This is a genomic window from Pantoea sp. Cr_R13 (assembly GCF_029222565.1).
GTDB lineage: Bacteria > Pseudomonadota > Gammaproteobacteria > Enterobacterales > Enterobacteriaceae > Pantoea > Pantoea eucalypti.
The window spans coordinates 1-13,379 of the sequence record NZ_JARHXL010000012.1 but is presented as its reverse complement, the minus strand read 5'-3'; the positions used below and the strand labels follow the sequence as shown (position 1 = coordinate 13,379).

The window sequence follows — 13,379 nt, the reverse complement described above, 5'->3', positions numbered from 1 at the left end:
GTCGCTGGCTCAGGCCCGGTTGAAAAGGGCACTCTGTGGTGCATTACCTCATCGTTTTCACAGAATATTAGAGGCTATCTCATGGGCGGTATCAGTATCTGGCAATTGTTAATCATTGCCGTCATTGTTGTACTTCTGTTCGGTACCAATAAATTGCGTAATCTGGGTTCAGATTTAGGTTCTTCGATTCGTGGCTTCAAAAAAGCCATGAGTGACGAGGACGATAAAAAGGATCAACCGAAAGAGCAGGATGCTGACTTCGCGGCCAAAACGCTGGCTGATAAACAGCACACTTCGGCTACCAAAGAAGACACCAAGAACGACAAGCAGGTGTAAACCGTGTTCGATATTGGTTTTAGTGAACTGGTATTGGTGTTCGTTATCGGGCTGATTGTACTCGGCCCGCAACGTTTACCGGTTGCGGTGAAAACCGTAGTCGGCTGGATCAGGGCGATTCGTTCGCTGGCAGCCAATGTGCAACATGAACTGGCGCAGGAGCTCAAGCTGCAGGAGCTGCAGGACAGCCTGAAAAAGGTGGAAGAAGCGAGCCGCGGCACGCTCTCACCTGAGCTGAAAGAGTCGATGGAAGAGCTGCGTAAAACGGCGGATTCAATGAAACGCTCGGTCAGTCAGAGCATCGACATTGAAAAAGAGGAAGACGAGGCAAACACCATTCATTCGGCCCAGCACAGGCCCGTGTCTCATCCTGCTTCAGAAGCAGGACACGCATCTGAGTCTGGCACGGCGGAACTTTCGGCGACACCTGCTACCGCAGAACATCAGGCCAGCGCGCCAGCACAGGCTCCCGCTCCGGTTTCAGACGCTGTCACGGCTGCGCAACCTGCTGCGGCACCTTCCGTTGTTGCCACTGCCCCGGCACAGGCTCCGTCAGCCGTTTCATCCGCGCCGGCTGTGCAATCTTCTGCCGCACCTGCCGCCGTGGCCAGCGCACCGGCACAGGCGCCTGCGGATGAAGCCGCCAGACCGGCCAATGCTGCGCGACATTCCGCTCCACCCTCTTCTGCAAGTGATGAACGATAATGGCCGTTGAAGATACTCAACCGCTCATCAGTCATCTGATTGAGCTGCGTAAGCGACTACTGAATTGCATGATCGCAGTATTAGCGATTTTTCTGGTGCTGGTTTTCTTCGCCAATGATATTTACCAGCTGGTCGCGGCACCTCTGATTAGCCAGATGCCGGTTGGATCGAGCATGATCGCGACTGATGTCGCCTCACCGTTTTTCACCCCGATTAAGCTGACCATCATTGTGTCGGTGTTTCTTGCGGTGCCGGTGATCCTCTATCAGGTCTGGGCATTTGTTGCCCCGGCGCTATACCGGCATGAGCGCAGGCTGGTTATGCCACTGCTCTTTTCCAGCACCTTCCTGTTCTATTTCGGCGTAGCGTTTGCCTATTTTGTGGTCTTTCCGCTGGCATTTGGTTTTTTCACCAAAACCGCGCCGATCGGCGTCACCGTTGCGACAGATATTGCCAAATACCTCGATTTTGTCATGACGCTGTTTATGGCATTTGGTGTGGCGTTTGAAGTGCCGGTGGCGATTGTGCTGCTGTGCTGGACCGGCATCACCAGTCCGGACGATCTGAAGAAGAAACGTCCTTATATTCTGGTGGGTGCCTTCGTCGTCGGGATGTTGCTCACACCGCCGGATGTTTTTTCCCAAACTTTGCTCGCTATTCCGATGTACTGCCTGTTTGAAGTCGGCGTATTCTTTTCCCGTTACTACGTGGGTAAAGGCCGCCGGTCACAGGATGAGGACGAGAACATCGACTCCTGATGCCGACAGCGTTACCGTTACCCGCACAGGCGGGAAGCGATCAATCCAAACCGCCCTGATGGGCGGTTTTTGTTTATAAAATGTGGGAAAAATTATGTTTGATATCGGTGTAAACCTGACCAGCACGCAATTCGCCTCCGACCGGCAAAAGGTGGTTAAACGCGCGCGTGATGCGGGCGTCACCGGCATGCTTATTACCGGCACTAATGCGCTGGAGAGCCAGCAGGCTCAGCGGCTGGCTGAAGCGCAACCCGATTTCTGCTGGTCTACCGCGGGCGTTCATCCTCATCATGCCAGCGAATGGTCCACGGACATTGCCAGTACCCTGCGTCGACTGGCTGAAAAACCGGAAGTGGTGGCTATCGGTGAGTGCGGGCTCGATTTTAATCGCAACCTGTCGGCGCATGAGCAGCAGGAGTATGCGTTTGATGCACAGCTGGCACTGGCGGCGGAACTCAACATGCCGGTGTTCCTTCACTGCCGTGAAGCCCATGCACGTTTCGCCGCGGTGCTTGAACCCTGGCTGCCAAAATTGCCGGGTGCGGTGATTCACTGCTTTACCGGCACGCGTGATGAACTTGAAGGCTGTCTGGCCATGGGATTATCCGTGGGGATCACGGGCTGGGTGTGCGATGAGCGTCGTGGTCTGGAACTGCGAGAGCTGCTGCCACTGATTCCGGCCGATCGTCTGCTGCTGGAAACCGATGCGCCGTATCTGCTGCCACGCGACATGCGCCCGCGCCCGACTTCACGCCGGAACGAACCCTGCTTTTTACCGCATATTGTGCATCAGGTGGCGACATGGCGTGGGGAGAATGCTGAGGAACTGGCGGTCCGCATTGATCAGAATGCGCGGACGTTGTTCAGACTGGCTTAAAGCTTGCGGAACTGCTTGTTATCCACGCTGCGCATCACCTGCTTGTTCAGCAGATTAAGCAACAGAATCGAGCGTGTTTCACCATCCGGCTCGGCAAAGATAGCGCGCAGCCCCTCAAAGGTCCCTTCAGTGATAACCACTTCATCGCCGCTTTGAGGGGTTTCCGGATCAAGCAGGATTTGCGGGACGTCGGTCTCCAGCGCTTCAATCACGGCTGATGGCACGGTCGCAGGTGTGGTGCCGAAGCGCACAAAGTGGCTGACACCGCGCGTGCTGCTGATGGTCGTGGTGTGAATCGCTTCCGGATCGAATTCAATAAACAGATAATTTGGAAACAGTGGCTCACTCACCGTGGTACGTTTTCCGCGCACGATCTTTTCCAGAGCGATCATCGGACTCAGGCAATGCACTTCCTGCCGCTCCAGATGCTCCTTCGCGCGCAATAGCTGTCCACGTTTGCAATAGAGTAAGTACCAGGATTCCATAACTGCTCCCATTGAATGGACGCTAAGAATAGCAAACCTGCTGCCAGAGTTATAGCGCAGGGGCAGGGTAAAGCGTCCTGCAAAGAAAATAAACTGAGACTTTTCTTAACAGGCCGGCTGGCAGGTGAAAAGGTAACTGAAAATTGACGTCTGCTTAAGAGGCTGCACTATAAACCTCAGCATATCCGCTTAATCAGACCTATAATGGCCGATTCACTCTGGCCGGAAAGCTAAAGCCGCATGAAATATCACGATTTAAGAGACTTTCTCGCGCTGCTCGAACAGCGCGGTGAGCTAAAGCGCATTACCCAGTCGATCGATCCCGAACTGGAAATGACCGAAATTGCCGACCGCACACTGCGCGCCGGTGGTCCCGCCTTGCTGTTTGAAAACCCGAAAGGGTACGACATGCCGGTACTGTGCAATCTGTTCGGCACGCCAAAGCGCGTGGCAATGGGCATGGGCCAGGAGGAGGTCAGCGCACTGCGTGAAGTGGGTAAACTGCTGGCCTTTCTGAAAGAACCGGAGCCGCCAAAAGGCTTCCGCGATCTGTTCGATAAAATGCCGCAGTTTAAGCAGGTTCTGAACATGCCGACCAAACGGCTGCGTAATGCACCCTGTCAGGAGGTGGTGTTCAGTGGCGATGACGTTGATCTGACGCGCATTCCGGTGATGAAGTGCTGGCCCGGTGATGCGGCACCGCTGATTACCTGGGGCCTGACTGTGACGCGCGGCCCCCATAAAGAGCGGCAGAATCTTGGTATCTATCGGCAGCAGGTGATCGGCAAAAATCGTCTGATTATGCGCTGGCTGTCGCACCGTGGCGGTGCGCTTGATTATCTGGAGTGGACGAAAGCGCATCCGGGTGAGCGTTTTCCGGTGTCGGTGGCGTTGGGTGCCGATCCTGCCACCATTCTTGGTGCCGTGACGCCGGTGCCTGATACGCTTTCAGAATATGCGTTTGCCGGTTTGCTGCGCGGCAATAAAACAGAAGTGGTGAAGTGTCTCTCGAACAATCTCGAGGTGCCTGCCAGCGCTGAAATCGTGCTGGAAGGGTATATCGAAGCGGGCGATATGGCGCCGGAAGGCCCTTACGGTGACCACACGGGCTACTACAATGAAGTAGATAGCTTCCCGGTGTTTACTGTGACGCATATTACGCAGCGCCATAAGCCTATCTATCACTCTACCTACACTGGCCGTCCACCGGATGAACCTGCGGTACTGGGTGTGGCGCTGAATGAAGTGCTGGTGCCGATTCTGGTGAAGCAGTTCCCGGAGATCGTGGACTTCTATCTGCCGCCAGAAGGTTGCTCATACCGCCTCGCGGTTGTGACAATTAAAAAGCAGTACGCAGGGCATGCCAAACGTGTCATGTTTGGCGTCTGGTCGTTTTTACGGCAGTTCATGTACACCAAATTTGTTATTGTGTGTGACGATGACGTTAATGCGCGTGACTGGAACGATGTGATCTGGGCGATCACCACGCGTATGGATCCGGCTCGCGATACGGTATTAGTGGAAAATACCCCGATCGATTATCTCGATTTCGCCTCGCCTGTGTCCGGGCTGGGATCGAAGATGGGGATGGATGCGACCAACAAGTGGCCGGGTGAAACGCAGCGCGAATGGGGTACACCCATTGTGAAAGACCCTGCGGTCACCGCGCGTATTGATGCCATCTGGGATGAGCTAGGTATTTTTGATCAGCCGCCACAGCGTTGATGGCGAGCACAACCATAAAGACGACCCGACAGAGGGAACGCATGACAACGTTAAGCTGTAAAGTAACTTCAGTTGAGGCGATTACCGACACGGTCTATCGCGTTCGCCTGATCCCTGAAGCGGAATTCAGTTTTCGCGCGGGACAGTATCTGATGGTAGTGATGGATGAGCGCGACAAGCGTCCGTTCTCACTGGCTTCAACGCCGATGGAAAAAGATATCATTGAGCTGCATATCGGCGCGTCCGATCTGAACCTCTATGCCATGGCCGTTATGGATCGCATCCGTAACGATCGCCAGATCACGGTTGATATGCCGCACGGCGACGCCTGGTTGCGCGAAGAGAGCACTAAGCCGCTGATTCTGATTGCGGGCGGCACCGGTTTCTCCTATGCCCGTTCAATTCTGCTTACCGCGCTGGCGGAACAGCCAGAGCGCGATATCGCTATTTACTGGGGCGGACGTGAGCTCAAGCATCTGTACGATATGGACGAGCTGGATGCGCTGGCAGTCAAGCACCCGAACCTGAAGGTCATTCCGGTCGTTGAGCAGCCCGAAGCGGGCTGGCAGGGTCGGTCAGGCACGGTCCTGACAGCCGTGATGCAGGACTTCAGCACGCTGAGCGAGCATGAGATCTACATCGCCGGACGCTTTGAGATGGCGAAGATTGCCCGCGATCGTTTCTGTGCCGAGCGTGGCGCCGTAGAGTCACAGATGTATGGCGATGCGTTTGCCTTTATCTGATTCCCGGTAGCAGCCTGTAGCAGACAGAAAAAACCCGCCGGTTAACGGCGGGTAAATCTGACAAAGTAAGACTCAACGTATTACAGACGCTCGAATACGGTCGCAATCCCCTGACCCAGTCCGATGCACATGGTGGCGAGTCCGAAACGGGCATCGCGTCGTTCCATAATATTCAGCAGTGTGGTGCTGATGCGCGCGCCGGAACAGCCCAGCGGATGGCCTAAAGCAATCGCACCGCCATTCAGATTCACCTTGTCATCCATCAGCTCCAGTAAACCTAAGTCCTTGATGCAGGGCAGCGTCTGCGCGGCAAAGGCTTCGTTCAGCTCAAACACGTCGATATCACTGACGCTTAGCCCCGCCCGTTTCAATGCCAGTTTGCTGGCCGGTACCGGTCCGTAGCCCATAATCGACGGATCACAGCCGACCACTGCCATACTGCGGATGCGGGCGCGTGGCGTCAGCCCCAGTTCACGGGCGCGTGATTCACTCATGACCAGCATGGCGGCTGCACCATCTGATAACGCCGACGACGTGCCCGCCGTGACGGTGCCATTCACCGGATCGAAGGCGGGTTTAAGCGCCGCCAGTCCTTCGGCGCTGGTCTCCTCGCGGATCACTTCATCAAAGTCATAGCGTTTAAGAATGCCGTCGCTGTCGTGTCCATAAGTGGCGACAATCTCAGTGGCGAAGTCGCCGCGCTGGGTGGCCTGCCATGCACGCTGGTGCGAACGCAGGGCAAACGCATCCTGCTGCTCACGGCTGATATGATGCATACGTGCCAGCATCTCGGCAGTTAAGCCCATCATGCCTGCGGCTTTGGCGACGGTGCGTCCCAGGCCGGGATGAAAATCCACACCATGATTCATCGGCACGTGCCCCATGTGCTCCACGCCACCGATCAGGCAGCACTGTGCATCGCCCACCATAATGGCGCGGGCCGCATCGTGCAGCGCCTGCATTGACGAACCGCACAGCCGGTTAACGGTAGTGGCTGGTACAGAGTGCGGGATTTCGGCCAGCAGCGCGGCGTTACGCGCGATATTAAATCCCTGTTCCAGCGTCTGCTGTACGCAGCCCCAGACGATATCGTCGAGCGAAGTCGGATCCACTGCCGGGTTGCGGCTCAGAATTTCGCGCATCAGGTGCGCAGAGAGGTCTTCAGCGCGCACGTTCCGAAAGGCTCCGCCTTTTGAACGTCCCATTGGCGTGCGCACCGCATCAACAATCACCACATTTTCCATCTTTTTGCCCTCAGGCGCTTTTCAGCGCGGCTTCATCAATCGGTTTAGCGGCGGGATACCAGCTTTCATGCTGATGGGCTTTCTGCACCAGCAGCGCAGGCAAGGCATAGAGCCCACCGAGCGCGCTATAGCGGCGTGCCTGATCGACCACATTGCTGTTGCCCAGGGTATCGAGATAGCGGAAAGCGCCGCCACGGAACGGCGGGAAGCCAAGGCCGTATACCAGCGCCATATCTGCTTCAGCGGGTGAGGCGATAATCTTCTCTTCAAGGCAGCGCACCACTTCATTCAGCATCGGCAGCATCATGCGGTTCAGGATCTCTTCGTCACTGAAGACCCGCGCGGGCTGACAGACCTGTTGCAGCAGTGTGTCCACCTCTGCATCGGGCACTTTCTTCAGCTTGCCTTTTTTATCCTCTTCCCAGCGCCAGAAACCTTTGCCATTTTTCTGGCCAAAACGACCGGCATCAAACAGCAGGTCGATCGCATCACGATAGTCATGCTTCATACGATCCGGGAAACCATCCGCCATAACGCTTTGCGCGTGATGTGCGGTATCGATGCCTACCACATCCAGCAGCCAGGAGGGACCCATCGGCCAGCCGAACTGTTTTTCCATTACTTTATCAATCTGGCGGAAATCAGCGCCGTCGCGGAGCAGCAGGCTGAAAGCGGCGAAGTAGGGGAACAGCACCCGGTTAACAAAGAAGCCGGGACAATCATTCACCACGATAGGGGTTTTGCCCATTTTGCTGGCCCAGGCCACCACTTTACTCAGCGTGGCTTCACAGGTTTTCTCGCCACGAACCACTTCAACCAGCGGCATACGTGGCACAGGATTGAAGAAGTGCATGCCACAGAAGTTTTCCGGGCGTTGCAGCGCCTGCGCCAGCTGGCTGATAGGAATGGTCGAGGTATTGGAGGCCAGAATCGCGTCTTTACGCAGATGCTGTTCGGTTTCAGCCAGCACTTTAGCCTTGATCAGCGGGTTCTCAACCACGGCTTCCACCACCACATCGGCCTGGTTAAAACCGGCATAATCGAGTGTGGGCTGGATAGTGGCGATCACACTGGCGAGTTTGTTGCCGTCGATTTTGCCGCGCTCTAACAGCTTATTAAGTAACTTACTGGCTTCGTTCATTCCCAGGGTTAGCGCCTGTGGGTTGATATCTTTCATTCTGACCGGCACGCCTTTCCACGCAGACTGGTAGCTGATGCCGCCACCCATAATGCCTGCGCCCAGTACCGCCGCCTGAGCGGGTGCGCCGCTTTCGCTGCCACGCTTTTTCGCCAGGCCTTTGACGTACTGGTCGTTAAGGAAGATGCCGACCAGGGCGCGAGCTTCATCAGACTGCGCCAGCGGTACAAACGCCGCGGTTTCAAGTTTCAATGCATCGTCACGGCCAAGGCTGGCCGCCGCTTCAATGGTTTTCACTGCCATAAGCGGGGCGGGATAGTGTTTACCTGCGGTCTGCAGCACCATCGCTTTCGCAATAGAAAAGCTCATGGCTGCTTCAATCGGGCTGAGTTTCAGCGGAGCCAGTTTCGGTGCCCGGCGCGCGCGCCAGCTGCCATCAGTGGCGGCGGCTTTGAGCATGGTGATCCCCGCCTCGCGCAGTTTTTCACGAGCGACCACGGCATCGACCAGACCGAGTTTCAGGGCGGCATTGCCATCAACATCTTTGCCCGCCGCAATAATTTCCAGTGCACTGTCGGCACCCAGCAGGCGTGGCAACCGCACACTGCCACCAAAGCCAGGCATGATGCCAAGTTTGGTTTCCGGCAGGCCAATGCGGGCGTCCGCCGTAGCAATACGCAGATCGGTTGCCAGCACGCACTCACATCCGCCGCCCAGCGCATAGCCGTCAATGGCGGCCAGGGTCGGCACGGGTAAATCTTCCAGACGATTGAAGATGCTGTTGGCGTAGCTCAGCCACTGGCTCAGCTTTTCGGTGGGTGCATTAAACAGTGAAAGGAACTCGGTGATATCCGCACCCACAATAAAAGCAGGTTTAGCGGAGCTCAACAGCAGGCCGCGAAGATCTGGCTGCTGCTCCAGCACTGCAATTGCCTCGCCCAGACTGGCGACAGTTTGCGTATCAAGCTTGTTGACTGAGCCTGCAGCGTCAAAAACCAGCTCGGCGATGCCATCGTCCAGCCAGTGAAGTGTAAGGTTAGCGCCTTGGTAGAGCATGTGCGTCTCCTGAAACCGCGAAAGGTGATCTGGTCATACCAGACGATCGTGAGTGTGGGAGGGATGTTAATTATTTGCAAACTGCTCATTGCTTATTTGCTAACAAGATCACAGCAGTGTCGACATCAGCAACTGCGCAAGGGGTATGCTAAACTTGCGGCCATTTCGCGACACTGGAGAGACGTCAATGGATTCACTGAAGACCTTGTATCACGCGCACATCGCCACGTTGCAACAACGGGCGCAGCAGGTGCTGGCACGCAATAAACTGGATGCGATGTTGATCCATTCCGGTGAGTTGTTGACGGTGTTTCTGGATGACCACACCTATCCGTTTAAGGTGAATCCGCAGTTCAAGGCCTGGGTGCCGGTGACACAGGTTCCCAACTGCTGGCTGTGGATTGATGGCGTGAACAAACCGAAACTGTGGTTCTACTCTCCGGTGGATTACTGGCATAACGTTGAACCCCTGCCGGATAGCTTCTGGACTAAAGATGTTGAGGTTATCGGCCTGAAAAGTGCGGATGAGATTGCGCAGTTGCTGCCTGCACAGCGTGATAATGTCGCTTATATCGGCCCGGTCAACGCACGGGCGGCTCAGCTTGGTATCGCCTCCGGCAATATCAATCCTAAAGCGGTGATCGACTTCCTGCATTTCCATCGCAGTATCAAAACAGATTATGAACTCGCCTGTCTGCGTCAGGCGCAAAAGCTGGCAGTGGCCGGTCATCGCGCAGCGAAAGAGGCGTTCTCGGCGGGCTTAAGCGAGTTCGATATCAACCAGGCGTATCTGACCGCGACCGGTCATCGCGACACTGATGTGCCGTACGGCAATATTATTGCGCTGAATGAACACGCTGCGGTGCTGCACTACACCCGGCTGGATCATCAGCCGCCGGCGAAACGCCACAGCTTTTTGATTGATGCGGGCGCTGAGTATCTTGGCTACGCCGCCGACCTGACCCGCAGCTATGCGGCGCAGAGCAGTTCGCTCTATGCCAGAATGGTTGAGGCGATGAATGCGGAAGAGCTGGCGCTGATAGCCACGCTGAAAGCGGGCGTGCGCTACACCGATTATCATCTTCAGATGCATCATCGTATTGCGAAGATGTTGCTGAAGTTTGAGCTGGTGCAGGGCATCAGCGAAGAAGCGCTGGTGGCTGAAGATCTGACCGGGCCGTTTATGCCACATGGGCTGGGGCATCCACTGGGTCTGCAGGTGCATGACGTGGCGGGTTTTATGCAGGATGATCAGGGCACGCATCTGGCCGCGCCTACTCAATATCCTTATCTTCGCTGCACCCGCGTGCTGCAACCGGGCATGGTATTAACCATTGAGCCTGGCTTCTATATTATTGACTCACTACTGGCACCACTGCGTGCAGGCCGTTTCAGTCAGCACTTTAACTGGCAGGCTATCGATGCACTTCGGCCTTATGGCGGGATTCGTATCGAGGATAACGTGGTGATCCATGCGCATCGCGTTGAGAACATGACCCGCGATCTGCATCTGGCCTGATGGAAGCCTTTGATATTCCCGCGGTGCCCGTGAGCAGCAGTGAGGAGACGATCAAAAAGAGTCGCTTCATTACGCTGCTGGCGCACACCGAGGGGGCAGAGGCGGCGCGCGCCTTTGTCCAGCAGGTCAAAAACGAGCATCCGGCTGCCCGGCATCACTGCTGGGCATGGGTCGCGGGCGCGCCGAATGATTCTCAACAGCTCGGCTTCTCTGATGATGGTGAACCTTCGGGTACGGCAGGGAAACCGATGCTGGCGCAGCTGATGGGCGCGGATATTGGCGAGATTACTGCCGTGGTGGTGCGCTACTACGGCGGCATCATGCTGGGAACCGGCGGCTTAGTGAAAGCCTATGGTGGTGGCGTTCAGCAGGGGCTTAAGCTGCTGCCACGACAGCGCAAAGTGCCGATGAAGCTGTTCACTCTGCAATGTGACTATCCACAGCTCAGTGATGTTGAACGGCTGGTACAGCGTTTTGACGGTAAGGTGACCGACAGTCAGTTTCAGGATCGCATTGCGCTGACGCTGGCTGTACCTTACGGACAAATCGACGGATTCAAAAAAAATCTGTCAGACTTTAGTCGGGGCGCGTTATCGCTGATCCCGCTCACACCCTGATGTTCATCTCTATTATTTAAAGGAACGGCTGAATGCACTTTCGCGCCATTACCCGCATAGTCGGTCTGCTGGTGATCCTCTTTTCAGTGACGATGATTTTGCCCGGCCTGGTCGCATTAATTTATCGCGATGGCGCGGGGCGGGCGTTTAGCCAGACCTTTATGATGGCGCTGGTGATCGGCTCGCTGCTGTGGTGGCCGAATCGCAAAAAGAAAACCGAACTCAAACCGCGAGAAGGGTTTCTGATTGTCGTGCTGTTCTGGACGGTGCTGGGCAGCGTAGGGGCCATGCCCTTTATCTTTGCCGAACAGCCCCATCTTTCCGTGACGGATGCATTCTTTGAATCTTTCTCTGGCCTGACGACGACCGGTGCCACTACGCTGGTGGGGCTGGACTCGCTGCCTAAAGCCATTCTCTTCTATCGACAGATGCTGCAGTGGCTGGGCGGTATGGGGATCATCGTATTAGCGGTGGCGATATTGCCGATTCTGGGCGTCGGTGGCATGCAGCTCTATCGCGCTGAAATGCCGGGGCCGCTGAAAGATAATAAAATGCGGCCGCGTATTGCCGAAACAGCGAAAACACTCTGGCTTATCTATGTACTGCTGACGGTAGCCTGTGCGCTGGCATTGTGGCTGGCAGGCATGCCGGCCTTTGATGCTATTGGTCACAGCTTCTCGACCATCGCGATTGGCGGCTTCTCAACCCATGATGCCAGCATCGGCTATTTTCACAGCGGCACTATCAATACTATCGTGGCGGTGTTTTTGCTGATCTCAGGCTGTAACTACGGCCTTCACTTTGCCATGCTAAGCGGACGCAATCTGCGTGTGTACTGGCGCGATCCTGAATTCCGCATGTTTATTGGCGTTCAGCTGACGCTGGTGTTGATCTGCACGCTGGTGCTCTGGTTCCACAATGTTTACGACAGTGGCTGGCAAACGCTGAACCAGGCCTTTTTCCAGGTCGTTTCCATGGCCACCACAGCAGGATTCACGACCGACAGCATCTCGCGCTGGCCTTTGTTCCTGCCGGTGCTGCTGTTGTGCTCCGCTTTTATTGGCGGCTGTGCCGGTTCAACCGGCGGTGGCCTGAAGGTTATCCGCATCCTGCTGTTATGCAAGCAGGGTAACCGTGAGCTTAAGCGTCTGGTTCACCCGAATGCGGTCTACACCATTAAGCTGGGGAATCGGGCGTTGCCTGAGCGTATCCTTGAGGCCGTATGGGGATTCTTCTCAGCTTATGCGCTGGTGTTCCTGGTCAGCATGCTGGCGATCATTGCCACCGGTGTCGATGACTTCTCTGCATTTGCTGCTGTTGCCGCGACGCTGAATAACCTCGGGCCGGGTTTGGGGGTTGTGGCCGATAACTTCACTTCAATGAATGACGTGGCGAAATGGATTCTTATCTCCACCATGTTATTCGGGCGTCTCGAGGTATTTACCTTGCTGGTGCTGTTCACGCCTACTTTCTGGCGTGAATAATTAATAAGGATGCTGACATGAAAGCGCTGATTCTCTATTCTACCCGCGACGGACAAACAAAGAAGATTGCCTCTTCTATCGCTGAGGTGATCCGTCAGCACCAGCCATGCGATGTGCTGGATATTCAGGATGCCGCTCTGCCTGACTGGGCGCAGTATGATCGCGTGCTGATTGGCGCCTCTATTCGCTACGGTCATTTCCAGCCGGTCGTCGACAAGTTCGTAAAGCTTCATCTCGCTGCATTGCAGCAGCGTACCAGTGGTTTCTTTTCGGTAAACCTCACGGCGCGCAAACCTGAGAAGCGTTCTCCTGAAACGAATGCTTATACGCAGAAGTTCCTGGCCAGCTCGCCGTGGCAACCTGATTGCTGTGCCGTGTTTGCGGGCGCGCTCTATTATCCGCGCTATCGCTGGTTTGATCGCGTCATGATTCAGTTGATTATGCGTATGACTGGCGGTGAGACTGATTCCACAAAAGAAGTGGAGTACACGGACTGGCAGCAGGTACGCACTTTTGCTAATGATTTTGCACAGTTACCAGGCAAATCGTAGCGAAATAGCGCGATTTGATGAAAATTACTGCGAACAGTAATCTTTTCGCAATAAACACTTGTCAGCCCGCGCGAACTCCCTATAATGCGCCTCCATCGACACGGAACACCGGCAACGGGAAGCGGGTTGAGAGGCACAGGA

The 13,379-nt window shown here is 55.5% G+C and carries 13 protein-coding genes; 10 read left to right on the top strand and 3 right to left on the bottom strand.

Annotated features, from left to right (window positions below; translation table 11 throughout):
* Positions 1-81 precede the first annotated feature (81 nt).
* From tatA to tatD, 4 genes are all read left to right on the top strand, one after another.
* On the top strand, positions 82-336 hold the full coding sequence (tatA, locus tag P2R09_RS07410) for a Sec-independent protein translocase subunit TatA (protein WP_275768489.1): 255 nt from the start codon (positions 82-84) through the stop codon (positions 334-336).
* 3 nt (positions 337-339) lie between these two features.
* Complete coding sequence (gene tatB, locus P2R09_RS07405; RefSeq protein ID WP_275768487.1) at positions 340-1,041, top strand: Sec-independent protein translocase protein TatB; 702 nt, start codon at positions 340-342, stop codon at positions 1,039-1,041.
* Positions 1,041-1,799, top strand: a complete 759-nt coding sequence (tatC, locus tag P2R09_RS07400) for a Sec-independent protein translocase subunit TatC (RefSeq protein ID WP_008926457.1) — start codon at positions 1,041-1,043, stop codon at positions 1,797-1,799. Before tatB ends, tatC begins: the two co-directional genes overlap by 1 nt.
* Positions 1,800-1,893: 94 nt before the next feature.
* Complete coding sequence (gene tatD, locus P2R09_RS07395; RefSeq protein ID WP_039658603.1) at positions 1,894-2,676, top strand: 3'-5' ssDNA/RNA exonuclease TatD; 783 nt, start codon at positions 1,894-1,896, stop codon at positions 2,674-2,676.
* Here tatD and rfaH read toward each other — a convergent pair.
* Positions 2,673-3,161, bottom strand: a complete 489-nt coding sequence (gene rfaH, locus P2R09_RS07390; protein WP_008926459.1) for a transcription/translation regulatory transformer protein RfaH — start codon at positions 3,159-3,161, stop codon at positions 2,673-2,675. The genes tatD and rfaH overlap by 4 nt on opposite strands.
* Before the next feature lie 240 nt (positions 3,162-3,401).
* On the opposite strand from rfaH, the gene ubiD reads away from it, so the two are divergent.
* Positions 3,402-4,886 (top strand): 4-hydroxy-3-polyprenylbenzoate decarboxylase, encoded by a 1,485-nt coding sequence (gene ubiD / locus P2R09_RS07385; RefSeq protein WP_008926460.1) that lies wholly within the window; start codon positions 3,402-3,404, stop codon positions 4,884-4,886.
* A 41-nt stretch (positions 4,887-4,927) separates the two neighbouring features.
* Positions 4,928-5,629 (top strand): NAD(P)H-flavin reductase, encoded by a 702-nt coding sequence (gene fre / locus P2R09_RS07380; RefSeq protein ID WP_008926461.1) that lies wholly within the window; start codon positions 4,928-4,930, stop codon positions 5,627-5,629.
* 80 nt (positions 5,630-5,709) lie between these two features.
* Here fre and fadA read toward each other — a convergent pair whose 3' ends face one another.
* Together fadA and fadB are read right to left on the bottom strand one after the other, a co-directional pair.
* Positions 5,710-6,873 carry an acetyl-CoA C-acyltransferase FadA gene (gene fadA / locus P2R09_RS07375; RefSeq protein ID WP_110411740.1) on the bottom strand — a complete coding sequence of 388 codons (1,164 nt, stop codon included), beginning with the start codon at positions 6,871-6,873 and terminating at the stop codon, positions 5,710-5,712.
* Positions 6,874-6,883: 10 nt separating this feature from the next.
* The gene (fadB, locus tag P2R09_RS07370) at positions 6,884-9,067 is read right to left on the bottom strand and encodes a fatty acid oxidation complex subunit alpha FadB (RefSeq protein WP_275768478.1); all 2,184 of its coding nucleotides are present in this window, start codon (positions 9,065-9,067) and stop codon (positions 6,884-6,886) included.
* Between the two features lie 187 nt (positions 9,068-9,254).
* On the opposite strand from fadB, the gene pepQ reads away from it, so the two are divergent.
* Genes pepQ through hemG form a run of 4 tightly spaced genes read left to right on the top strand, consistent with a single transcriptional unit; the run spans position 9,255 to position 13,238 of the window.
* A complete protein-coding gene (pepQ, locus tag P2R09_RS07365) occupies positions 9,255-10,586 on the top strand; it encodes a Xaa-Pro dipeptidase (RefSeq protein WP_275768476.1) in 1,332 nt (443 codons plus the stop codon).
* Positions 10,586-11,203: an IMPACT family protein gene (locus P2R09_RS07360; RefSeq protein WP_008926464.1), complete on the top strand. Its 618-nt coding sequence runs from the start codon at positions 10,586-10,588 to the stop codon at positions 11,201-11,203. The genes pepQ and P2R09_RS07360 overlap by 1 nt, the downstream gene beginning before the upstream one ends.
* Before the next feature lie 32 nt (positions 11,204-11,235).
* Positions 11,236-12,687, top strand: coding sequence for a Trk system potassium transporter TrkH (gene trkH, locus P2R09_RS07355; RefSeq protein WP_078805032.1), 1,452 nt, complete (start codon positions 11,236-11,238; stop codon positions 12,685-12,687).
* Positions 12,688-12,704: 17 nt separating this feature from the next.
* Positions 12,705-13,238, top strand: coding sequence for a menaquinone-dependent protoporphyrinogen IX dehydrogenase (hemG, locus tag P2R09_RS07350; RefSeq protein ID WP_275768471.1), 534 nt, complete (start codon positions 12,705-12,707; stop codon positions 13,236-13,238).
* The last annotated feature ends 141 nt before the right edge of the window (positions 13,239-13,379 follow it).

Excerpts from the sequence above, each read along its gene's own strand:
- tatA (WP_275768489.1), top strand. The coding sequence starts at position 82 with ATGGGCGGTATCAGTATCTGGCAATTGTTAATCATTGCCGTCATTGTT.
- tatC (WP_008926457.1), top strand. The coding sequence starts at position 1,041 with ATGGCCGTTGAAGATACTCAACCGCTCATCAGTCATCTGATTGAGCTG.
- tatD (WP_039658603.1), top strand. The coding sequence starts at position 1,894 with ATGTTTGATATCGGTGTAAACCTGACCAGCACGCAATTCGCCTCCGAC.
- rfaH (WP_008926459.1), bottom strand. The coding sequence starts at position 3,161 with ATGGAATCCTGGTACTTACTCTATTGCAAACGTGGACAGCTATTGCGC.
- ubiD (WP_008926460.1), top strand. The coding sequence starts at position 3,402 with ATGAAATATCACGATTTAAGAGACTTTCTCGCGCTGCTCGAACAGCGC.
- fre (WP_008926461.1), top strand. The coding sequence starts at position 4,928 with ATGACAACGTTAAGCTGTAAAGTAACTTCAGTTGAGGCGATTACCGAC.
- fadA (WP_110411740.1), bottom strand. The coding sequence starts at position 6,873 with ATGGAAAATGTGGTGATTGTTGATGCGGTGCGCACGCCAATGGGACGT.
- fadB (WP_275768478.1), bottom strand. The coding sequence starts at position 9,067 with ATGCTCTACCAAGGCGCTAACCTTACACTTCACTGGCTGGACGATGGC.
- pepQ (WP_275768476.1), top strand. The coding sequence starts at position 9,255 with ATGGATTCACTGAAGACCTTGTATCACGCGCACATCGCCACGTTGCAA.
- P2R09_RS07360 (WP_008926464.1), top strand. The coding sequence starts at position 10,586 with ATGGAAGCCTTTGATATTCCCGCGGTGCCCGTGAGCAGCAGTGAGGAG.
- trkH (WP_078805032.1), top strand. The coding sequence starts at position 11,236 with ATGCACTTTCGCGCCATTACCCGCATAGTCGGTCTGCTGGTGATCCTC.
- hemG (WP_275768471.1), top strand. The coding sequence starts at position 12,705 with ATGAAAGCGCTGATTCTCTATTCTACCCGCGACGGACAAACAAAGAAG.